This is a genomic window from Actinomycetota bacterium, assembly GCA_040755895.1.
Lineage (GTDB): Bacteria > Actinomycetota > Aquicultoria > Subteraquimicrobiales > Subteraquimicrobiaceae > Subteraquimicrobium.
On sequence record JBFMAG010000127.1, the window covers coordinates 1 to 22453 of the forward strand.

General features: G+C 45.4%; 24 protein-coding genes, 2 tRNA genes and 1 other RNA gene. 1 reads left to right on the plus strand and 26 read right to left on the minus strand.

The genetic code is table 11. From position 1 onward, the window contains the following. The 20 genes from AB1466_05885 to AB1466_05980 form a co-directional block, all read right to left on the minus strand. Window positions 1-182, minus strand: a 182-nt coding sequence (locus AB1466_05885) for a four helix bundle protein (protein ID MEW6189615.1), incomplete at its 3' end; no start/stop codon positions are given. A 67-nt stretch (window positions 183-249) separates the two neighbouring features. Further along, window positions 250-1041: a tetratricopeptide repeat protein gene (locus AB1466_05890; protein MEW6189616.1), complete on the minus strand. Its 792-nt coding sequence runs from the start codon at window positions 1039-1041 to the stop codon at window positions 250-252. Between the two features lie 442 nt (window positions 1042-1483). Continuing rightward, on the minus strand, window positions 1484-3040 hold the full coding sequence (locus AB1466_05895) for a hypothetical protein (GenBank protein ID MEW6189617.1): 1557 nt from the start codon (window positions 3038-3040) through the stop codon (window positions 1484-1486). Window positions 3041-3202: 162 nt separating this feature from the next. Continuing rightward, the gene (locus AB1466_05900) at window positions 3203-4105 is read right to left on the minus strand and encodes a hypothetical protein (GenBank protein ID MEW6189618.1); all 903 of its coding nucleotides are present in this window, start codon (window positions 4103-4105) and stop codon (window positions 3203-3205) included. A 14-nt stretch (window positions 4106-4119) separates the two neighbouring features. Next, entirely contained in the window at window positions 4120-4977 is an 858-nt protein-coding gene (locus AB1466_05905; GenBank protein MEW6189619.1) for a cytochrome b/b6 domain-containing protein, read from the minus strand. Window positions 4978-5198: 221 nt separating this feature from the next. Continuing rightward, a complete protein-coding gene (locus tag AB1466_05910; GenBank protein ID MEW6189620.1) occupies window positions 5199-5435 on the minus strand; it encodes a TatA/E family twin arginine-targeting protein translocase in 237 nt (78 codons plus the stop codon). Between the two features lie 75 nt (window positions 5436-5510). Next, window positions 5511-5702 carry a hypothetical protein gene (locus AB1466_05915; protein MEW6189621.1) on the minus strand — a complete coding sequence of 64 codons (192 nt, stop codon included), beginning with the start codon at window positions 5700-5702 and terminating at the stop codon, window positions 5511-5513. Between the two features lie 260 nt (window positions 5703-5962). Then, window positions 5963-6381: RNase P RNA component class A (rnpB, locus tag AB1466_05920), an RNA gene on the minus strand. Window positions 6382-6534: 153 nt separating this feature from the next. Then, window positions 6535-7800 (minus strand): radical SAM protein, encoded by a 1266-nt coding sequence (locus tag AB1466_05925; GenBank protein MEW6189622.1) that lies wholly within the window; start codon window positions 7798-7800, stop codon window positions 6535-6537. 107 nt (window positions 7801-7907) lie between these two features. Continuing rightward, window positions 7908-8312, minus strand: coding sequence for a CBS domain-containing protein (locus AB1466_05930; protein MEW6189623.1), 405 nt, complete (start codon window positions 8310-8312; stop codon window positions 7908-7910). A gap of 112 nt (window positions 8313-8424) precedes the next feature. After that, window positions 8425-9180 (minus strand): radical SAM protein, encoded by a 756-nt coding sequence (locus AB1466_05935; GenBank protein MEW6189624.1) that lies wholly within the window; start codon window positions 9178-9180, stop codon window positions 8425-8427. Window positions 9181-9266: 86 nt separating this feature from the next. Continuing rightward, window positions 9267-9977: a hypothetical protein gene (locus AB1466_05940; protein MEW6189625.1), complete on the minus strand. Its 711-nt coding sequence runs from the start codon at window positions 9975-9977 to the stop codon at window positions 9267-9269. Window positions 9978-10062: 85 nt separating this feature from the next. Next, on the minus strand, window positions 10063-11121 hold the full coding sequence (gene amrS / locus AB1466_05945) for an AmmeMemoRadiSam system radical SAM enzyme (GenBank protein MEW6189626.1): 1059 nt from the start codon (window positions 11119-11121) through the stop codon (window positions 10063-10065). A 22-nt stretch (window positions 11122-11143) separates the two neighbouring features. Continuing rightward, window positions 11144-11503, minus strand: coding sequence for an MTH938/NDUFAF3 family protein (locus tag AB1466_05950; GenBank protein MEW6189627.1), 360 nt, complete (start codon window positions 11501-11503; stop codon window positions 11144-11146). Window positions 11504-12027: 524 nt separating this feature from the next. Beyond that, complete coding sequence (queD, locus tag AB1466_05955) at window positions 12028-12429, minus strand: 6-carboxytetrahydropterin synthase QueD (protein MEW6189628.1); 402 nt, start codon at window positions 12427-12429, stop codon at window positions 12028-12030. A 5-nt stretch (window positions 12430-12434) separates the two neighbouring features. Next, window positions 12435-12893: a ribonuclease HI family protein gene (locus AB1466_05960; GenBank protein MEW6189629.1), complete on the minus strand. Its 459-nt coding sequence runs from the start codon at window positions 12891-12893 to the stop codon at window positions 12435-12437. After that, window positions 12890-13597 carry a C4-type zinc ribbon domain-containing protein gene (locus tag AB1466_05965; protein MEW6189630.1) on the minus strand — a complete coding sequence of 236 codons (708 nt, stop codon included), beginning with the start codon at window positions 13595-13597 and terminating at the stop codon, window positions 12890-12892. The genes AB1466_05960 and AB1466_05965 overlap by 4 nt, the downstream gene beginning before the upstream one ends. 201 nt (window positions 13598-13798) lie before the next feature. Beyond that, complete coding sequence (locus tag AB1466_05970) at window positions 13799-14731, minus strand: caspase family protein (protein MEW6189631.1); 933 nt, start codon at window positions 14729-14731, stop codon at window positions 13799-13801. 278 nt (window positions 14732-15009) lie between these two features. Beyond that, a complete protein-coding gene (locus tag AB1466_05975) occupies window positions 15010-16677 on the minus strand; it encodes an ATPase, T2SS/T4P/T4SS family (protein ID MEW6189632.1) in 1668 nt (555 codons plus the stop codon). A 123-nt stretch (window positions 16678-16800) separates the two neighbouring features. After that, window positions 16801-17844, minus strand: a complete 1044-nt coding sequence (locus AB1466_05980) for a glycosyltransferase family 4 protein (protein ID MEW6189633.1) — start codon at window positions 17842-17844, stop codon at window positions 16801-16803. A gap of 593 nt (window positions 17845-18437) precedes the next feature. On the opposite strand from AB1466_05980, the gene AB1466_05985 reads away from it, so the two are divergent. Then, complete coding sequence (locus AB1466_05985) at window positions 18438-18728, plus strand: hypothetical protein (protein MEW6189634.1); 291 nt, start codon at window positions 18438-18440, stop codon at window positions 18726-18728. Here AB1466_05985 and AB1466_05990 read toward each other — a convergent pair. The 6 genes from AB1466_05990 to AB1466_06015 all read right to left on the minus strand — a co-directional run. Beyond that, a tRNA-Val gene (locus AB1466_05990) sits at window positions 18710-18781 on the minus strand. The two genes, AB1466_05985 and AB1466_05990, sit on opposite strands and share 19 nt — an antisense overlap. A gap of 7 nt (window positions 18782-18788) precedes the next feature. Continuing rightward, a complete protein-coding gene (locus AB1466_05995; protein ID MEW6189635.1) occupies window positions 18789-18953 on the minus strand; it encodes a hypothetical protein in 165 nt (54 codons plus the stop codon). Window positions 18954-19045: 92 nt separating this feature from the next. Further along, window positions 19046-19118: transfer RNA gene (locus tag AB1466_06000), tRNA-Ile, on the minus strand. A gap of 148 nt (window positions 19119-19266) precedes the next feature. Continuing rightward, entirely contained in the window at window positions 19267-20400 is a 1134-nt protein-coding gene (locus AB1466_06005) for a zinc-dependent metalloprotease (protein ID MEW6189636.1), read from the minus strand. Between the two features lie 228 nt (window positions 20401-20628). After that, window positions 20629-20889: a DUF5658 family protein gene (locus AB1466_06010; GenBank protein MEW6189637.1), complete on the minus strand. Its 261-nt coding sequence runs from the start codon at window positions 20887-20889 to the stop codon at window positions 20629-20631. 125 nt (window positions 20890-21014) lie between these two features. Next, a partial coding sequence (locus AB1466_06015; protein ID MEW6189638.1) for a tRNA uridine(34) 5-carboxymethylaminomethyl modification radical SAM/GNAT enzyme Elp3 occupies window positions 21015-22453 on the minus strand: 1439 nt, incomplete at its 5' end.

Sequence of the window (22453 nt, forward strand, 5' to 3'; positions counted from 1 at the left end):
ATTATCGAATACCGCTGAAATTCTTTTCCCTTGTTTTTACCGAATCCTTCGGCGATATTGGCACTTATAGAGGAAACTGAACGAAGAAGCTGTTGGGCGAGAATATCGGCCACTTTATTTTTGGGAAATTTATTTACATCTTCAACGGTCTCCAGAAACAACTTATGCGCCTTTTGCCACACTAGTAAATCCCTAAAGCTTTTGATCTCACTTCCCACTTCCTCACTCCTTCACTTCCTCACTCCTACTTTATTGGAGCCTATTCAGGGCTCGTTTAGCTTCTTTGAAATCTTGTCCTTCTTCTTTGGCAACTTCTATAGCTTTTTTATATGCAGCGATCGCTTCGTCCCTCAGTTCCTTTTTCTCGTAAGCAAGACCCATACCGTAATGAGCATCGGCAAAATTTGGATCGAATCTCAAACACTGCCGAAATTCGGTGATGGCGTCGTCGTAAGCACCCCTCTCTAAAAAGATTCTGCCCAAAAGGAAGTGGCTATCAGCATCGGTTCGCCTGATCCCCAAAGCCTTTCTCACATAAATGACAGCATCGTCGTACTTCTTCTGTTTAAAGAGAATTACTCCCTTGTTGTAATAAGCTTGCTCAAGCCATCTGTTCTCCTTGGCAAATCCCGCTTTTTCGTAGAGTCTAATCTCCCTATCAAACTGCTTTAGGGCTTTATCATAATCGCCCTTCCCCATATAGGCTATCCCTAAGAAAACGATTGCCCCCTGATGCTCCTCATCTATCTTCAAAGCCTCCTTGAACTGGTCAATGGCTTTATCATACAAACCTCTGGCCAAATAACTCCGTCCCAGTGCCACCCGAGCTTCTATATCCAGTGGATTTTTGCGAACCCGCTCGGCTAACTTTTCACCCGCTTCGTATACCACTGTCTTTTTAGTCATGCGATATCGAGAGGCAAAATAAAAAGCCCCGAAGACAGCTGCGGTAATGAGGATGAGCGCCACCATCACCCAGATAGCTCTATCCAGCCATCGCTCCCCAGGGATAAATAGTCTGGCAAATTTCCGTATAGGCATTGCTGGTCTCATAGGTAACTCCTTTCAAGGATTAAGCTGTAAGGATTAAGAATTAAGCCAATTCCTTAATCCTGCATCTCAAATTTGGGCGGGGATAAACCCCGCCTACTTTTCCATTCTGTCATTGCGAGAGCTAATTCATCGGAGCGTGGCAATCCCAAAAAACGAGAGTCCTCGTTTCACTCGGAATGACACTCGTGTCAGATTGCTTCCCCCCACGCCTTCGGCTCGGGGTCGCAATGACATTATGATACAAAGCGAGAGGGATTTGCTCCCTCCCACCATGAAAATGGATATCCTTTACAACTTTTATAATTCGCCTATCTACCTTGGTTTCCTCCCGTTTTCCAACCAAGATTAACAAACTTTTAACAGACCTGAAGGTCCGTTTCTACAAATTTGGGCTCATTGCTAGTCGATGATCGAAAATCGAAATGTCCTTTTATCGGGGACCGAGATGGCACTTATAGCAAAGCTCGGTTCCGCCCCATTTGGCTATGAGTTTACCGAGTCTCATCTTGCCGTGGCAAGTATAACAGAGCTCAAAGCTGAAGCATCCTGTACCCTTTGGGTATTTCCTCTCATGACATTCTGGGCACCCAAAGGGCTCAGTTTGGGTCATCTCGCAATGGGCTATGTGTACCATGAACGACTTTCGCTTATCGGGTGGTATTGGCAATCTCCTGACTTCCAAGAGCGGTACCCTGTACTCTGGATGACACTTGGTGCAGTTATCTCGAACTAGCGTGGCTTTGGCTACCGTAGTATGATGGCACTCTTGGCAAAATTCTCGTTCTCTGTGACACATTCTACAGTTCCCGATGGCATCGGGAGGAGCATCTTTATGCACACCCATCCACACGAGGGAATGAGGAATAGGGGTCCTGTGGCAATCATCGCAATATTTCTGCCTGTGACAGACCACGCATCCCTCGACACCAGCTTTCTGTTTGCCATGCTCAGTTCGCCAGACCTCTGGTTTTTCGGTGTGATCCAAGGGTTTCACACCCTTCGCACTGTGACAAGCGTTACAGAAATTGACATTGTGGCACATGAGACAGGAATCCATATCCCTTCTAGCATTATCCTTATGCGTCTTGGTGCGGAATCCAATGGTATGAGTGGTTGGGACCAAATTGAATTCCCTCGGATGGCAAACACTGCATTCCTCGGGGGCTACCAATCCCTGCTTGCTATGGCGAAGGCTGTGGCAGTTATAACATGGGTCCATGGGTGGTCGAAGGGTTACATCGGGAAGATGGGGAAATTGTGAATGGCAAACCTCACATCTAATTGCCCTTTCTAAGTGCACATCGTGATCGAAGATTAAAGCGGGATTCTTAAACGCATCCAGATCGCGATGGCAAGGAGCACATTTGGCAGAGGTTATGGGCAAACCCAGTTGAACTTCATAACCCTTACGTGTAGTCGGTTCGGGCAGGATGGTCTCGTAGGCGTAAGTTTCAGCTGGAAGGGGACGGACACCTCTTTTGGCGTGACATCCCTCACAAGAACTTGCCTGATGGCACATCATGCAACGGCGAAAGCTAGGTTCATTCTTATGGGTCGATGCCCGCCATTGGGATGTATGAAATGCGGGCACTAAATTGAACCACCCTGGATGGCAAACGCGGCAGTCCTTCTTGCCTATTAGACCCCGACGAGAATGGCGAAGACCATGGCAACTATAGCATAATTCCATGGTGGGCTTGATCGTTTTCCAAGGCTGATGTGGAAACTCAATGTGGCAGCCTTGACATTCCACAAGGAGATGATAGGCGTGTTTGAAAATTATGTTTGGATTCTTAAAGGCATCGAAATCACGATGACAGGGAGCACACTTGGATGCATAAACTGGGAAGCTGGTATCCATCAATGGAACTACGGTTGGAACCTGACTCCGGGCTGGAAAAATCACAAAAAATGCCACTAATATACTCAAGGAGGCCAAAAATACTATAAAAGCCAAAAATTTTAAGCGCTTTAGAATTATCCTCAAGATATCAAGGACCTCCCTATATTCATTAACAACCCTCGACTACCGCCGTTACAACTATTTTCTATGCCGCTTCTTTCAAGAAATACCTTTCCTCTTTTGGAAACACCCTCTCCCCAACCCTCCCCCTTGAAGGGGGAGGGCGAGGGTGGGGGGTAAAAAAGTTTATTCTCCAATGAATGCGCGCCTGGCAAGGGAGATAACGGCGTAAATTATCTTTAACACCAAGTTCTGCTCCCTTACCTCGGTATCCTTATGGATCATTCGAGCATAGCCTGCGAAGCTTTCATTTGATCCACTGTGACATATGCCACAGGTCTTAGCGATATTCTTCCCAGAGACCTTCGCTACATCCAATTCAGTTGGCTGAACATCGTGGGCACCATGGCAATCCCAACAGGTTGGAGCGTCAACTGCTCCCATCTTGTAAGCTCTTCCATGATAATAGTCATTGTAACTCTCGTAACCATCCTTATGACACCCACCGCAAGACTCCTTACATCCAGCGCGGAACTTTAATCGCTGTTCCTCCACTTTCAAACTGCGGATGTCGTGTGATCCGTGACAATCACCGCAAGTGGCTCCCTTCTTTGGATCTCCCGCCAAGGCGAGCTTCCCATGGATGCTCTCCCTATAAACTTTGTACTGCTTATCATGACACCTTATACACGCCAAGCCGGCCACTCGTTGATATTCTTCGGCTGTGGGAGCGGGATGAACTTCGTAGGTAAAATCGCGGTGGCAGCTCGTGCACAGGATATCCTTATGTGGGGATTTTTCAAACTCCGCGGGACTGACATATAAGGAGATTCTTTTGCCATCAACGATCTTTGCAAGATGTTTATCAGAGTGGCATACTAAACAACCGGAGCGACCCCTCACACCCAGAGTAAATGGTATGGGAGCTTCAGCGGCGGGTAATTTTGCCTCGGGCTCCTTTACGGTAACCACCATTCGCAGAGCTGTTTTTCGTGCTGGGGTGCAGGAGGTACAAAGTACGGTTACTAGGAGTAAAGATAAGAGAACGAAAATAAACTTATAATCGTTGCAAGAAAATTTTCCCTCCAAATTTTCACTCCTCTCTATTCAACCTCGCCATGTTCACTCTTTATCCCATGCCCCTTTATCTCATGTCCCTCCGAGTGAATCTCCGCGTGCTCATGCTCCGCGTGGGGTACATGTTCTACATGGGTTATGGGCACAATACCGAAGAAATCCAGGAAGCCGGGCAGGCCTTCTGTGATCGAGAGATAGACATGTATCAAGGTAAACATTATGAGCAACATGCACAGGCAATAATGAATGACTCTCGTCCAAGCGAGAGCCGTGGCTTCCCCTACAAAGGGCGTTGCCCAAAAGAGCAAAGGTGTGGGGAATAACATCGCAAATCCAGTATAGACCATGAGGGCTAGGGGGATGGGGAACATCATACTATATGTCATCTTTTGCATGGGATTGTACTTAGCGAGGTGGGGTTTCTCAGATTTGATGAACAAATAGTACATGAGAACGACGGGCATAGCTTTAATCTCATGCCACCTGAGGATGAATTCATTCTTGTCCACATTGAAAGCGTAAACCAAGCGAGAGATGAAATTGATGGTGACTATCACCCCGCAGGTGTAGTGGAGATATCTCATGGCATCCCGCAATCCGTAAACGAAGGGGAAACGGATATACAATCCGGAAAGTGCGAGACAGATCATTCCCACCACATGGATGCCATGCATGATTTTTGGTGTAGGGGGAATTACCTCTTCATGAGGTGGCCATTCCCATTTGACGAATCTTTTGTAAGCTCTACCCGTCAGCCAATTGCCAACAAAATGAATCACATACCAAAAGAGGAACATGATTAAGAGTAGAGCAAACCAAATTACATCCAGCCAAACATTGATCTCCGGTAAATATTTTGAAATTTTAAAACACCTCCTAATCATTTATTCCCAACTATTGATTGGGAAAGATTTGTGAATTTTTTCTCTTATATTTTAATATAACAAACCATCTCTTGTATATTATTCTTAAGCGAAATTGAAATTTGCAGCTAAATAATTCGCCATAACAGCATAAAATCCTTCAAATAAGGTTAGTCGGGCTTTTGCCCGACTATGTTACCCCAAATCTTGATGGATTCGTTGATGGGGATACTCCACACTCTTTACTTCTGGGGTCCTATGGTCTTTATATCCTCCCCCACCTTCTTAAAGTCCTTTTTGATCCCCTCTACCTCCTGAAATTCTTTCTTGACCTGTTGCTCAAGATCCTGTGATGCTTTCTGAAATTCCCTTATTGCTCTACCAATAGCCTTAGCTATATCGGGCAGCTTGCTCGGACCAAAGATGATCAAAGCAATGATCATAATGACTATAAGTTCCGGGACACCTAATCCAAACACTTTAAACCTCCTTGATTAACAGACCTCAAGGCCATGCCTGCCGGCAGGCAGGTCTGTTTCTACGTTAAGTTCGCTCTACATTTCTTTCTTTAATTCCTGGATCTCTTTTTCCACTTCCTTTAATTCTTCCTCCAATTCTCTCTTATAATCCTCAAGGGCACGCAAATATTCCTCTTTGCCCGGGAAATGTCGTGGTGCATGGAAGTAAAAACCAAAATAGGGAAATCCGAAACCAAACTCGCAGAATCTATGAAATCTACGCCTCATCGATTGTGCCTCCAAACACTTCTTCGTCACAATTATAGCTCATATCAGTGAATTGGAGAAGCTCCAAATCCTTTTATTCTCAAATCCAAGACTCTTTCATGGGATCACTTGCACCTAGTATAAACCAGGTAAATGCCTAAATCCAATATCCCTTTATTTTGTCCCAATTCCTTACGACGCAACTCAGTGCGCATCTCCCTTAAAGCACTTTGCCAACCGGCTTAAAATAGAATTACCAGCCATTTTAAGGCTGGTAATTCTGGGAAAGTAGACCTATAAGCCGGGTTCTGTCAAGGATGGTCATCTATCTAGGTCCGATGTTACCATCGGACTCAAGCGGTCTACCCGAGAGTCCAACGTGGCGGGCCACCACATCCTCTCCTATTTGACCTTGCTCCGAGTGGGGTTTGCCAAGCTCCCAAGTTACCTCGAGACTGGTGGTCTTTTACACCACCGTTTCAGCTTTCCCGGGGGACAGTCCCCAGGGTTTTCCTTTCTGTGGCACTTTCCGTCCCTCGCGAGACCTGGGTGTTACCCAGCACCCTACCCTATGGAGCCCGGACTTTCCTCCGATAACAGTGATTCAAGCGAGGAGTGATTCGAGTGATTCAAGTCCCTACTTTCTCACTTCCTCACTCCTTCACATCCTCACTACATCGGCGACCATCCAGTCTACTTTCCCATTTAAATTTAGCAGATGACCTGCCTAAAGTCAACCATAGCCTCTTTCTTTTAGCTAAGCTGTCCTCTTTTCATCTCTCTCCCTCATTTCCTCCTTATTATGTTGACCGCGTCAATTTCAATTACAGCTCGTCGAACATCGCTCATCGGTTTAGAAGAGCTTTTCTTGCCTCTGCCCAAGGATTTGTTTGCTCCATCTTCTATAGTCTTCAAGCTTCCAATCCTTTTTACCTATCCGCCTCGTGCCCCTGGCCACCTCACCTTGGGGCGGACCTCCCTCCCTTCCCATGGCTAAATCATCTATGCCACATCTCGCTTCAACACATGTAAGGCAAGCTCCTGAACAATCTGTCGCCGGTTCAAATTTTTCTCCCTTCCGAATATAAATCGGGATATCCATCCCCTCACAGTTCACAGAGGTCATAAAATCTTTATTCAAACCAATGGGTCTCCCATCCACCAATTGATACTCCATACATAAGGCAAAAGTTAGACCATGCCCATCGCATAGCTCTCTGACTTTGGAAAACAGCTTTCTCCGATAGTTTATGTCAGCATTTAAATAGCCATCGATTTCCTCCGTATATAATCCAGGATATTTCCTCCCAACCTCCGGATTGATTGCCGATAGCTCCTCCACGACTTCTTTCTTTATCTTCCACGGGATATCCATACAACTGGTGACAATATGTCTAGCACCAGCGGAAGCTGCTCGAGATACGAGTTGGATGAGGTTCTCCTCACCATCGGTGATGAGGGGAATGATGGGATCCATTCTGCACACCGTATGGACGCCGGATTGGGTCAACCTTTTCAGATTATCGAATAACTCTTCGGTAGTGGCACCTCCTGGCACCAGACGTCTTCTCAAATCGTCATCCACAGTTAATATGCTCACCTGCCCAAAGGAGTGGCTTTGTCTTCGAATCAGCTCAATGACCTCATCGCTAACCGTTCCCTTGGTGATGAATTCTATGGGGATGTTACGATCTGTGAAGACCTTTATGATCTTTTCAGAGAGGTGATACTTCTCGTTTATGGGCTGAAAGGGGTCAGTAACTGGACTGAGGTAGCCACAACTGACAACATTCAGACTATCCAATTGACGAGCAATGGCCTCGTCAAAATCCCTAAAAACGGTGACCACTCGGTGCTTACGAAAGATTTGAAAGTACCCCCAGAAGGCGTGGGCATAGCAAAAGAGACAATTGTGAGTACAGCCATTATACGGATTTATGAGCATTCTTTCAGCAGTGCACTCCCTCTTCCCAGGCCACCAACCATGTAATTCCTTCCTTGAACCCTCCACCACGATGTGAGGAACCGGCTCTTTTACGACATCAAAAGTCCGAATGGTGGGACCATACTCTACCTTTACCTTAAGAGGGACCTTTGATTTACACAATTCTTTAGCCACACTATTCTCCCTTGGAACTTAAAGCTGTCAGCTTCCAGCCATGAGCGGAGAGATGCAAGGAATTTAACCAAGCTGGTAGCTGGCTGCCGATGGCTGAAAGCAGTAATTTACCTTTTCCTAGATTTAGAAACTTCTCCAAGGATACTCTCAGCGTAAGCTGCTATGTCAGCTATGCTGACTATACCCACAACCCTTTGACCATCAACTATCGGTAAACGCCTCACCTCATATTTGGTCATGAGCTTAGCCGCATCTAAAATGTCGGTTTGGGGGATGGCAGTCACAATTTCCCTCGTCATGCAATCCCTTACCTTACAACCCTGGGGGTCTATACCCTCTCCGACCACTCTCGTTGCGATATCGCGATCCGTGAGCATTCCCACAAGCTTTTCATCTTCAAGGACTATAAGACATCCCACATTTTCTTCTCCCATCCTTTTAGCGGCTTCAATCACCGATGAATCGGGACCGATGGATACCACCCTCCTGGTCATCATATCCTTAAGCCACATTTATACCTCCCCTTCGCTCTCGTTTTTCGACGCTCGACGCTCATCTTTCCTTGCACTTATCTTATATAGTATCGAGGTATTAGTATCGAGGGACGAGTGCCGAGGGTCGAATTTATTTCCAGATATCGAATCCCGCTTTCTCCAATCTTATAACGGAAGTATCATAGGGATCGCAGGTTTCCTCCTCCACATAATCCCAATAGTCCACATCCCTCAAGTTTTTAAACATCTCCCTACGCTCTGAGGTGGGCATAAGTCTTGGATCGCTCATACTAGCTATATGGAAACTCACGCCGCTCTCCTTAAGATTTTTAATGGCTTGAAAGGGAAGCTTGTAAAAATCGCCAATAGCTCCGGTCCTTCTCTGAAATCCTTCCGCCGTTCCCGCTTTAAGGGATATCCTCACATAGATATTGGGATATTTCTTCAAAGCCTTTACATAATCCGAATCATGACCCAGAAGTATCCCGTTACTTTCAAGGATAAACAGAAAATCAACGGAAGTCACTAAATCCAAAACTTTAAGCAGATGTGCTCGACACAGGGTGGGCTCTCCCCCGGAAATCCTTAAGCTTTTGACCTTGCTCTTTTTGGCATTTGAGACCAGGTTTTTGAAAACTTCCTCTGGAGTATAAAACTCGCCATATTCTTCAGGAAAATCCCTGGAGAAGCTGACCCAACAAAAAACGCACCTCAAGCAGCACCCCACGGTGTAAGCCGTGGATATCCCCCGGTATACCCCTGTGCAATAAAAAGCGGTATATTTACGAGAGGAATTGTGGCCTACAACTTCCTCAGTCCTCTTGGCAAGCTCCAGGGGGTCAAAGGGCTTAAATCCTTTAGTTACATATCGCGGGTATTCTTCCATCCCACCGCTCCTATAAAATTTCGAATTTACGGTTCATCCCGGTCACTTATCACCATACTTATCACCGCGTAGATGATAAGTATGGTTTATCTTTTAGAGGTGCAATATTTTTTCATGGGACATTCCTCATGTTTCTTCTTACGGCAATAATCCTTGCCCAACCTCACCAGAGCCGCTTCGAAATCCGAGAATTTGAACTTAGAAGGCTCTGCTTTCCTCCAAATACCCTTGAGATCATCAAGAATTCTTGCCCTCTCAGCTTCACCCTCGCCAACAAGCTTGGTAAAGCCGAGATTTCTTGCAGCCAATATCGCTAAATCTTGCGATAGGGGGTCGGCTTTCTTCCAAATCTCTCTCAATTCGCGCAAGAAGATATTGATGGTCACGGGTCCAATGCCTTTAAACTCCCCAAGTTTTGCTTCAAGATTTCGAGGGTCTTTTGCCGTTTCATGAAGTGCATTTAAATCACCTTGATATTTTTCATTGAGCATCCTTGCCATATCCAGAAGTTTTGTAGCTGTCTTAAAATCGTAGCGGGCGTATCCTCCGTCATCCAAAATTTGCACCAGCCCATCCCAACCCGTTTTCAAAATGGCATCCGGCGTTAAAACCTTCCTCCTTTCAAACTCCCGATAGGTGTTAAAGGCAATTCCTTCCCCAATTCGCGTCCCAAAAAGTATGGACGCCAGAAACCATTTAAAAATCTCCCCCGCATCCTTGCTCTCCAGATTTATCCCAAATATGCTGGAAAACCTCCCACCCACTTCTCTTATGAGCTTCTCAATAACATTCCTCATCTGGGTCAGACCTCCCCCACGTAGTAGCAAAGGGGGGCACGGAGTCCCGCCCCTACATATATATCATGTAGCGCGGCGGTCCCGACTACCGACTTACATATTCTCCTACGATTGGGATGTACCGACCACAATTGAAACATCTTTTATTCGCAGTGATCTTGTACTCCACAATCGTGTAAGCGAGTCTCCTTATAAGTAACTTTCCACAATCGGGGCAATAAGTGTCCTCGTATCTGTGATCCGAAACGTTGCCCAAATAAGGAAAAAGCACACCAGCTTCTGCAGCCATCTCATAGGCCGCTTCTAAAACTTTTATACTGGTGGATGGATTATCAAATTTATAGGCTGGATAATACCGGGTAAAGTGGAGGGGCGTCTCTCTTCCCGCCTCCCGTAAATGTCTCTCTATAACCCACTTCAGACATTCCTGCGAATCGTTTACCCCCGTGATCACCAAATTCACCACTTCCACATGGAGCCCCATTTTCTTGGCTTCCCTCACATTTCTCCAAACGACTTCGACGTCAAGATTTCCACAGTATTCACGGTAAACTCCGGCATCCCCTTTGAGATCGATTTTTATCGCATCCATGCCTGATTCAAACAGCATACGTATAGCTTCCAAACTCAAGTAGCCATTGGAAACGTAACAGTTGTATAGACCTCTCTCCCTGGAAATTTTGAACACGTCACAGGAGTATTCAAAGAGCAAAGTGGGTTCGTTGAAACTGACACATATTCCTTTATCTCCCTCATTCAAAGCCATTTCCACCATGCTTTCAGGAGAAATGTAGTGAGCCGAAGCTAATCGGGGTTTCCCTCTCGACAGGGAGAAGTTTTGACACCATGGACAGCGGAAATTGCAAGACCACGTGGAAAAGGTGAAAGCAGTCGACCCGGGCCAGTAATGAAAAAAGGGCTTGATCTCTATCGGTCTACTCTCTGCCCCACTTATATCCCCATAGACTAAGGTATAAAGAGTCCCATCCAGATTCATTCTCGTCTTGCAGAAACCCTTCCCGCGAGTAGCGATCAAACACCTTCTTTCACATAAATGGCATCTAACTTTTTGAGCGGGTAGCTTTTCGTAAAGTCTCGCTTCATGCACCGTGGGATATTGAAGCAACTCATCCCCATTCTTCACCCCCCTCACTTCCCTCTAAACATCAGCAGGTGGTATGGATTAGAGCGTTTACCCTCTTGGTTTTAGAAAGTCTATTAAACTCCTCAATTGCCTCCGGGGTCTCGAGTGCAATTAGTTCTATCCCCGCCTTTTCAACTCTCTCCCGCACCTTATTGCTCACCCTTAAAAGACCGGATTGACCCGTCCCAATGATTATCGCCTGAGGATTGCCTCGCAGCAACTTTTCCACTTCCCAATCGCCTATGGCATGGCTTGTGCCCAAAACATTCCGAAGTAAATTTCTATCCCTCGGTGCCACCCTCCCTCCGGCTATTAGAACATCGCCATAGCTTATCCCGCTGATTACAACCTCTCCAAAGCTAGTGGAATCGAATTTTATCAACCCAAAGCCCCCCTTTCTAAAACTATTTTAATCCATCCTTTTGAAAGAAAAAACTCTTCAAATTTTCTTGACATCATCTTCAATTTTGAGATAGGATGGATTCGGTCCCAAGAAGTCCTATAGAGGCTGAAGAGCAATTCCATTAGGACTCCAGGGCAAGCTAGTCGAGAGACTATCAGGGGATGCTGGGAGGACGAATGGAAAGTTTGTGAGTAAGTCGCTTAGAGATTTCTTGGGACCAACTTTTAACCCCCCATGGTTAATAGAGGCAGGGTCTCGAAAACCCACTGGGGGGTGAAGGAAAAATATTAGGCGAGCCTCGTTCGCCTTAAATTTGAATATCATGGGTATTGTCAGATATCTAAAGAATTTCATTAAAAGTGAAGATCCCATCATTTGGAAAAGCTTGATCATAGCCTTGGCTATAACTCTTGCTTTTTATATCTTCGTACTTGTAGTCACAAAATGACTTGGTTCAACATTTTATAGCGGGGCTCGACCCCGCTATAAACTTTGTTCATGATTCAATCTTCGTCCCTCGCTCTTGTCCTTGACCCATGACTTTCTTTATAACTGATGCAAGCATCCTCTGATTCCCAGACACTCACCTTTTTCAAGTTTATTCCGTCGGGAAATGTTGCTTTAAGTTGCTCAAAAAGATATCGAGCCAAATTTTCTCCGGTGGGGGAGAGCTCATCAAAGGGGTGTACTTCGTTCAAATACTTGTGGTCAAATTTTGAAAGGACTTCATCCACCTGAGATTTGAGTTCCCTAAAATCGTAAAGTAATTCTATATCGTTTAGTTCCTCGCCCTCAATTACAACTTCCACACGCCAGGTATGTCCATGAAGACCTGCACAATCGCCTGGATAACCTCGCAGGCTATGTGCCGCATCGAAATGTGCTTTGATTAAAAGCTCATACATTTAAATCACCTTAAATATCCGTCAATTGCTTTGTTTGCAAGCTTATCCGCCCCTGCATTTTCCCTCCTGGGCACATGATAAACTTCAACCCTTTTGTACGCTCTTAAAAGGCATTTTACCTCGTCAAAGAGGGATTTTAAGGTCGGATTTTTCACTTTGTAAGTTCCCTCAAGTTGCCGCACCAAAAGTTCGCTATCGGAATGGATCTGTATGGACTCCACCCGCCCGTACGGGCGGGCAAGCTCTAAAGCGCGGAGGAGCGCTGAATACTCTGCAATATTATTGGTGGTTTCTCCAATATACTCACTCAGCTCGCAGAGCTTTAAGCCTCGTTCGTCGAAGATGATCCCTCCAATTCCAGCGGGACCAGGGTTGCCACGTGCAGCCCCATCGACGTGCAAAATCAACCCTTCGACCTTCGACCCTCGGCACTCGCCCCTCGTCCTTCGACCTTCGACCCTCATCTTACCAATATCCTTCTGCAGTAGGGACACAGCCATAATTCATCCGAACGCAACATTTTATCCACCTCTTCGGCGGGGAGTTCAACATAACACCCTTGGCAAATTCCCTCTTCTATACTCACTACGGCGAGACCATGTTTTTCTCCTCGTATTTCATCATATAGAGCAAGGAGATTTTGAGGGATTTGGAGAACGATTTTCTTCCTCTGCGAATCGAGCTCCTCCAGCTCTCCTTTGATTTCATCCACGACTTTGTGGTAGGCTTCCTCCGCTTCCTTGGTGGTTTGTTCCAAACTCGCGACCCTTTGGGAGAGCTCATCGACTTCTGAGGCAAGAGCCTTCACCACGTCCAACTGTTCCAATAATTCCGTTTCCATCTCATCCTTCCGCCTTTGAAGCACATTCACTTCCCGCTGAATGCTCGCAAGTTCCTTGGGACTCTTTACCACACCACTGTACAGCTTCTTTTCTTCTCCTTCTATCTTTAGAGATAATAATTCCAGCTCCCCTTCTAGTTTCTTCTGTATCCTCTCCTCATCCATCAGCAGCTTTTGCTTCTCGGAAAGGATATTTTTCACCACCTGTAAATCCCTCTTTAAAGCGTTATATTTCTCCCTCTCGGGAAGATTCACTTCCTTCTCCCGTAACTCATCCGTACGGGAATCGATCCTTTGGAGTTCGGCTAAAAATTCAAATTCTTTCATACCACAATCCCTGCCTGTCGGCAGACACGGCCTGCTAATCAGCAGAAAGACTTCAAAAATTGATCGACTTTAATATTAACACAAAGGGTATCTGGTCAAAAGAAAAGGGTGGTTCATCTCCACCCTTAGCGGGGAACAAACCCAAAATTTTTGCGGGAGATGAACTCCCGCGCTACAGTAAATTTAAATGATGGGGTCTTTTTAGAGGATCATTTCGCCCGGATACCGATCGCTGATTTCCAGTCTTTGACGTAAGCGCAAAGAGCGCATACTGTTCTTCGCGTATTTGAATGCCTCCTCTATAGAGACCACTCCATCCCCATTGGCATCGGCTTTGCCTTGAAGCATTGCGGCATCGATCATAAAATAAGTGAAGTAACCATTTTGAAGCGGGTTGCTCTCGTAACTCAGCTGCGTTTCTCCGCAGGCTTGGGTGTCGATCCTGTTGAGACCGGTGATACCGACATCATCCATACCACCCGCATAGCACGAATCAAACCCCACCCAGACCTTTGAGGATTCGAGCGTTTTGAACTTTAAAGCTAACTCTCCATCGTATATACGGCTCAACTCCCAGGGCACAATCGATTCGTCGATGAGTTCGCGGTCGGTATCCCCTCTCAGAGCCCTGGAACCATGTCCACTATAGTAGAAAACCACCGTTGAATTCGGACCTTCATTGGCGATGAGCCAATCGATGGAAGCTTGGATATTAGCCGTGGTCGCCATCGAATCTAAAAGCAATACTACCTGATCAGGAGGAAAACCATAAATGGTCGTCAAAGCATTATAAACATCCAGTGCATCGTCATCGCAATACTTAAGATCGCTTTGCGTACCAAAGTAGTCTGAAATTCCTATGATTACTGCCCATTTGTCTGCGGTAACTGGATTTGTTGATTTTAAATTGAGTGTATTTGAGGGGAGATCTATGGTCGGCTTGACAATTGGCTTCCTTAAGGGTAAGCGAGCGGGGCTGACTCCACCCTTAATGTTGGAATTATGACCTGCCTGTCCCCCGCCTGCCTGACGGCAGACACGGTCTAAACTTCGGAATGTGGGAATGGTTATAACAAGGAGGGCGACCATTAGGAAGACGAGGAGGACAGCCACCAATACACCTTTTAGCCTCATCTTGCATCCTTACCTTTCTCTTTATTCCAAAATTATATTCAACCCAAAGGGCAAAAATCCTCTTTAATGGTCTAATGGTCGGTCAATTTTAAATAATTTGCTTTTTTACAAAAATAGCTGTTTTGGTAAGACTATTGTATATATAAATGATATAGGTGAGTCATAAATAAAACAGCCCAAAGCTGTACCTTTACTTATCACCGCGTAGGTGAAGTTTCTACAATTTTGGGAAATTTAAACGTCTACTGCGGATTTTTGGAGCTTTTAGAAGGAAACCATTAAATTACCACTCGTAAAACCTCTTCAATTGATGTTATCCCCTGTTTGACCTTTTTGAATCCGTCTTCCCTTAATGTTTCCATCCCTTGTGAGATGGCTATCTTTTCAATCTCTTCAGAAGATTTTCTCTCCAAACAAGCATTCTGTATTTCATCACTCACCAACATCAGCTCATAAATGCCTATTCTGCCTTTATAACCAGTATTATGACATTTGCGGCATCCCTTTGCCCTGTAGAGAGTGACATCTTCAAACTCGCGGTCGACGAAATTTTCCCTTAGGAACTTTTCGGTGGGTTTATATTCCTCTTTACAATCTACACAGAGCTTTCTGGCCAGCCTCTGAGCAAGAACACAGTCAATCGCTGAAGAAACCAGGAAGGATTCCACACCCATCTCCACAAGCCGAGAAAGGGCACTGGGAGCATCATTTGTGTGGAGGGTGGATAGCACTAAGTGACCAGTTAAAGCAGCTTCTACAGCTATCTGAGCGGTTTCTAAATCCCTTATTTCGCCTATCATTATGATATCTGGATCGCATCGGACTATGGACCTAAGTCCATTGGCAAAAGTGAGTCCAACTTTGGGATTGACTTGAATTTGGAGTATTCCCGGGAGTCTATACTCCACCGGATCTTCCACGGTAATTATCTTCTTCTCCGGAGAGTTGATGACATTGAGCGTGGCATAAAGTGTGGTCGATTTGCCAGAACCCGTGGGACCAGTGACCAAAATGGCACCATATGGTTTGGTGTAACAAGACTTAAATTTCTCGAGCATCTCCGGTTGAAATCCCAACTCTCCAAGACTCAATAAAGCTCTACTTTTGTCGAGAATTCTGAGGGTTATGTTCTCCCCATAAACTGTGGGAAGCGTGGCAACCCGAAGGTCGATTTCCCTCTCCGAGAACGTTAAGCCGCATCTACCATCCTGTGGCACCCTGTGCTCGGTGATATCCAATTCGCTCATTATTTTAAAGCGCGATGTGAGACCCGCTTGAACCTTCCTGGGTAGGCTCATTACATCGTGTAAAACTCCATCGACCCTGAAACGCACCTTGAATTCTTTCTCCTGCGGTTCTAGGTGAATGTCACTCGCTCCCTGATTCACAGCTTGAGCTATGATCTGATTCGCCAATTTCACAATCGGTGCCTCCTCCCCCACAACTTTGAGTTCCTCCCCCTTAGCCTCCCTTACCTCCTCTACCTTTATGGACTCAACCATCTGCTCAACTGAAACACGGAAATGCTGATTAATGGCGTTTACTATTTCGGACTCAGTACATACAACGGGTTTGATCTCATAGCCGGTGATGACTCGAATATCATCTATGGCGTGAATATCGAGAGGATTCGCCATAGCGAGAACCAGCTTCCCCTTTTCAAATCCTATGGGAATGGCAAGGTGGCGGCGGGCGATTCTTTCGGGGATCAAGGTAACCGCCATAGAATCGATTTCAAGTTCGCTCAAGCTCACGACGGGGAGATTCTTTTGCTGGGCGAGGGCTTTCGCCAATTGCCCCTCGGTTATAAGTCCGTTGTCAACCAAAATTTTTCCCAGAGGTTTCCCACTCTCCTTCTGAGATTGGAGAGCTTGATTGAGTTGCTCCTCCGTGATGAGATTAGCGCGAATGAGAATTTCACCGATTTTCTCATGCGACCAAACCATTTTCATCCCCATACAGCTTATCGTCAAAAGCTGAATGAGGCTTTACTTTCCGATTTTAAAATGGGAGATATTTATAGAAGATGAGAGGGGGTCACTAAGCACCAAGGGGCGCAGAAGGGTAAATTACCCAGAGATTACCTCATAAGCTCTCTCGTAATCGTCGACCATCCTCTCTACAGAAAAATTACTCTCAACGTGCTTTCTACAAGCCATTGCAATGGCTGCTCTGCGATCATCCGGAAGTGAATCCACCATCTTAACGGTCGAGATCATCTCATCCACAGTATCAACTATCCACCCGGTTGCTTCGTTTTTTACAATCTCCGGTACCGAACCTCTTTTAAATGCTATAACGGGGGTACCCGTGGCCATGGCTTCGATCATCACCAATCCAAAAGGCTCGGACCATTGCAAGGGAAAAATAAATGCCCTTGCTTCACTATAAAGTTTGACCTTTTCTTGGAACTCAAGCTCTGGGACTTCGATGATTTGTTCACCATCAACAAATGGTTTAATCTTGGTCTGGTAATACTCCCTATCACAAGGGTCCACCTTCCCCGAGATGATGAGCTTAATACCCGCCCGCTTTGCAATCTCAATGGCTAAGTGAGCCCCTTTTTCGGGACTAAACCTGGAGATAAAGATGAAGTAATCCTCCTTTTTGGGATTAAACTCAAATTTTTCTACATCGATGGCATTATAAGCAGTGCAAACATAATTCAACTCCGGACAACCTATTCGTTGGCTATCGCTTACGGAGTTATAGAACTTATCTTTATTAAACAAGAATAGTTTTTTAGCAGAATCGGGGAAAATACCATGCAATGTGTGTAAGGTAGGGGTGGGGAGAAAAGAGCTTAAAACTATTCCCAGAATACCGATATGACTGTGGATGACGTCAAACCTTGGAGTCTCAAATTTACAAATCTGGAAAGCATATTGCGCGTGGAGAAGACCGGGGATTGGACTACCCACAAGTTCTCGGGGAGGTTTATCGTAGATACTTCTTAAGTTTGCCTTTGTGATGGAATTTCCCGTGGCAAATAGCGTTACATCGTGACCTCTTCTCACCAATTCCTCGGTAAGAAGGGAGACTATTAACTCAATTCCACCATATTTCTCCGGAGGACATCTTCCCCAAACGGGTGCAACCTGTGCTATTCTCATTGCTACTAACCTTCCTTTATCCGTTACCGCTGCTAATATATCCTCTGGGCTTTCCTCTCAATGACTTTTTCGCCCTTGCATCAACAAGTCCTTCTAATTGTTATTTAATTTCGTGTTATTTAATTTTGGACAGCTCTCCGGTCTTAATCTTCTCCACCAATTCATTCCATTCTTCTTTCCTTAAAATGCACAGGCTTCCTTTTTCTCCTATCTCCACTCGATTTTCTTTGATCTTTACCACAGGGCAACATTTCTGGCTCACATGGACTAACTATCATTGCTTTTCCACCTCCTTCCTTTATTTTAGTTCATATATTACTTGAACTGGGAGAATATATCAAGGAGTTGAGTTGCAACTTCATTACTCTTCTTTCAAGACGTTTTTAATATCCTCTTCTGGTTTACTTATTCCTTCCTTTTCTTAACTTGTTGTAAAGTTCTTCCCAAATTCTTTGGCGTATTTGCACCATTGCACACAAGACTTGGATCATTGTAAATTGTAAATCCACAATTACTGCATCTTACCTGCATCTCATTGGAGAAAATTTCCACTTCTTCACCACATTCAGGGCACTTCTTTATTTTAATCGTAGGTGTCCGATATTCTTCAAGCTTCAAAAGAAGAAAAGAGAGCCTATCTCCACAAAGAGGAGGTAGATGAGTTAGAGAAGGCAAAAGAAGAAAAACCGAGATGGTTCTTTCCAACTGTGATGATAGTATCACTTATAGTTATTACCATAGGAGCAGAGCTTTTGGGTAGAGGATCAAGGGGGATAATTCAGGGTTTCGGTATTTCGGATACCTTATTTGGGATGATATTCGTTGCTGCTGTAAGTTTTGAAGAGATTGCAAGAGAAGTTATCTGTGGGCGATGCAGGATTTGAACCTGCGACCTCTGCCGTGTGAAGGCAGCGCTCTCCCCCTGAGCCAATCGCCCTCTCAAATTAATGATGTTCGGGTTCATGACCTTCCGTGTGACTATGCTCCGTCTCTTCGTATCCCGTGCGTCCGTGCCCCATCCCCTTTATCTTCTCCATATAAAAGCCATAGGCACCAGCGAGGATTAACCCCATAAGTAGCACGAATCCAAAGAACATAAATACTTTCATCGAATGCTCTCCTTCAACTAAACTAATTTAGTTTTTAGTGACACCATGAGAATTCTTCAAACGATCGTCCATCGACAATCGACCAATCTTAGTGGGCCCAGTAGGATTCGAACCTACGACCCGCGGATTATGAGTCCGCTGCTCTGCCAACTGAGCTATGGGCCCTCAACCAACATTTCCACCATAGCTAAAACTTATGACACCCCCGATATGAATCGGGGTGCTCTGCCAACTGAGCTATGGGCCCTGATATAAACTTAATTTGCAATTATGATTATATCCTAACATGGACATTTTTCAAGGTACAGGGTCTTTAAGAAGAGCTCTTGATCCTAGAAATCCACTCCTCGGGGTAGTAAATCTCTCTCCAGGTGGGCAGATTATCCCTATCATCCCAGATCCGATTGAGGAACTCGACCCCCTCGCTTTCGACGACATAAGAAACAAATCTCTCACCCAGGATATATTGTTTTAGCTTAATATCAAGTCCAATTAACTTCTCGAGGATCAATTGAAATAAGCTCTTTCTCCTCCTTCTCTCCCTAAACACCGCGAGGAGTTCATCATAATCCGGCAATTGCTTTCCAACTTTTACCATTACATGCTCACTATATCCCTCGATGAGGCACATTAAAGCTTGAATCCTGCCAGCGAGCTCCCGGTGCTCTGGGCCTAAAAGATGCTTCCACCAAAATTGTGACCAGGAAAGTGGTCTTGAGCCTCGCAATATCTCAAGCTCAAGTTGTGAAACAGCTCTATTTGCCAGTGCGAGGTACTCTTTCAAAAGCGAGTTCAGGTAATCTCGAAGCCAGGGGTGGACATGGAACTGAAAGCTGTGGGTGGATTCATGAAGAGCAATCCAGAGTCTAAGGTTAAAGGGATCGAGATTCAACTCTCGCTCTAAATTCACGATATTGGGCTCCACGAAATAAAGGAATCGTTCAGGAAAAACGCTTTCCGTTGTGGGAAGACCAAAATCATACTGAGCCAAAACCTTGGTGGACAAATGTCCCATCATCAATCCGATCTCAGTGGTGATGGATATCTGACCCACCTTTCTTAATACTTTCCCCCCGGGATAAACCGTGGATAAGTAGGTCTGTAAAGCTTCCCAGTAACTCTTCGCCAATGGCTTAAGGAGAGATCTAATATTTTCCATGTTCATAACAATCCACTCGGTCCTATCAAATACGCAAACCAGATCGGTGGATGTCCATGGGTTTCCCAGATAATCTGCAATCTTGGGTCGAACTGTTTCCAGCATCTTACAATAAGCATCTACTAAGCTTTCACGATCGAAAAGAGTTTCAGTTCCCCTATCCGAGAAGTCGAAAGCAATTCCTGCGGCAACCTCCCAATTTATGAGAGATTTTGAGGGGGAGAATAGCTGGATTCCCAACTTTTCTAAAAGTTTGTACGTCTTCTCAAAAGCATTCTCCCATCGCATATGTTCCACCAAAGCGATGATAACATGAAAAATATCCATCGCCCACTGCTACACCCAATAGGCAACCTTTAAATCTGTCCAATAGATCAACCACGCTCTCTCACCTCTTACTTCAAAAGAGCCCCACTTTAAAAACCAAAGCTCTTCCATTTCATTCTAATATTCTTAAGAATTTTAGAGCATTCGATGGATTTTCTATTCGGTCAAGGTGGCAATACCTCGTATGGGTTAGGCCACCGCAACCGAAAATAGACCCATGAGGTGATACAAGACTACAAGGAGGAGGATAGTTAGAGGGATTAGAATTGCCCGCGGTGAAAGCCTCCAAAGTAAATATGCGAGTATGGGAACTATGAGAAACTTATATCCCCAAAATAGATGAGGGAATAACCCATGCAATGGATTCGCCTCCACGGCGAGACCAAAGTGTAATTCTAAAATCGTCAATAATCCATCCAAAAAATTGAAATAGATGAGGGAAAAGAGCATCTTTTCCTTCCTTTCTTCACTTCTTATTGAATTATTTCTTCCACAGGAGCATATTATCCTCCCAAAATTTAAAACTAATGATTAATTTTGGGAGGCGTCAAGATCGTTCAATAAAACATTGAAGGTCAGACTCGTTTGATCATGTAAGTTCCATGAGGGTCATAGCCGAGTCGCCGATAGTATTCCCGGACACCGACGCCGGAGATCACCACCATTTTTCTTATTCCAAATTCCTTTAGGGCGATGTCTTCCGCTGTTCTTATTAGTTTCATGCCCAAGCCTCGGTGCTGTGCGGCTTCTCTTCTTTCCCCCAAGGGAACGAGCTCACCATAGGTGTGCACTTCCCTGATGATGGCCGCCCCCTCAAGTTCAGGGATGATGTGCTTCTCGCCACTGAAGTGATGAGAGGGAATTCGTAGACGCAAGAAGGAAAGGATGTGCTCACGCTGGGGATCTTCAAAACTTAAGAAAATTTCCTGACCCCTCGAAGCATGATAATCCTGGCGAAAGAGGATCGCATTTCCGAGCCCTGTGAAGTCAACCTCATCCCTCACCTCTCTACACCGAATGCATCGACAACGCCAACCTCTCTTTCGCATTTCCTTTGCCACAAGCTGACGTAAATTCACTTTCTTTACCCCAGCCTCAATCCTCGGTGAGGGGATATCCCTGAAAAGACGGGAGACGCGGACATAGGGAGGCAAGGATTTCTTCATCTCAGCCAAGAGGGAGATGAGTTTTTTCTCATCATAAGGCTTGTATCTTCCCTCTCGCCACCAATCATAAAGTTCAGCTTCCCTGACCACGACGCAGGGATATATCTTGAGCTGATCCGGTCGGAAATCCGGGTTTTCGAAAAGAATCTTGAACATCTGCCCATCGCGACTGAGATCAGAACCAGGAAGATTAGGCATGATATGGTAACCCACTTTGAATCCGGCATCTTTTAGAAGGCGAGTCGCGTTTATGGTTTCTTGTGTGAGATGACCTCTTTGGATCAATTTCAAAACATCATCGTAGATGCTCTGTACTCCGATTTCGACTCTCGTCGCTCCCAATCTCCTCATCCAAATGACCTCTCCATCATTTATGTAATCCGGACGGGTCTCCAAAGTTAAACCCACGCATCGATGCGACACTCTTTCATTGATCCTTAAAGCCTCGTCGAGATCCTCCGTGTCACATTCGTTCAGTGCATCAAAGCTGCCTTTGATGAAATCGACCTGATAATGGCGATCTAGAGCGGAGAAGGTCCCTCCCATGACGATGAGTTCGATTTTATCCGTGGGGTGTCCAGTCAATTCAAGTGCCCTTAATCGCACCTCGACCTGCCTCCTAGGATCAAAATCATTCAAGACCGCCCTCATTACTGCAGGTTCATTGGCAAGATAGCTTTTGGGGATATCCTTCTCGGATGGGCAATAAATGCACAGACCGGGGCACTCGAAGGGTTTTGTGAGGATGGCCACCACAGCGACTCCGGATAGAGTTCTGATCCTGTTCAGGCGGAGAACTTTCTCAAGGGATTCATTCCTCTCGATTTTTCCCTCGGCAACCATCCTTC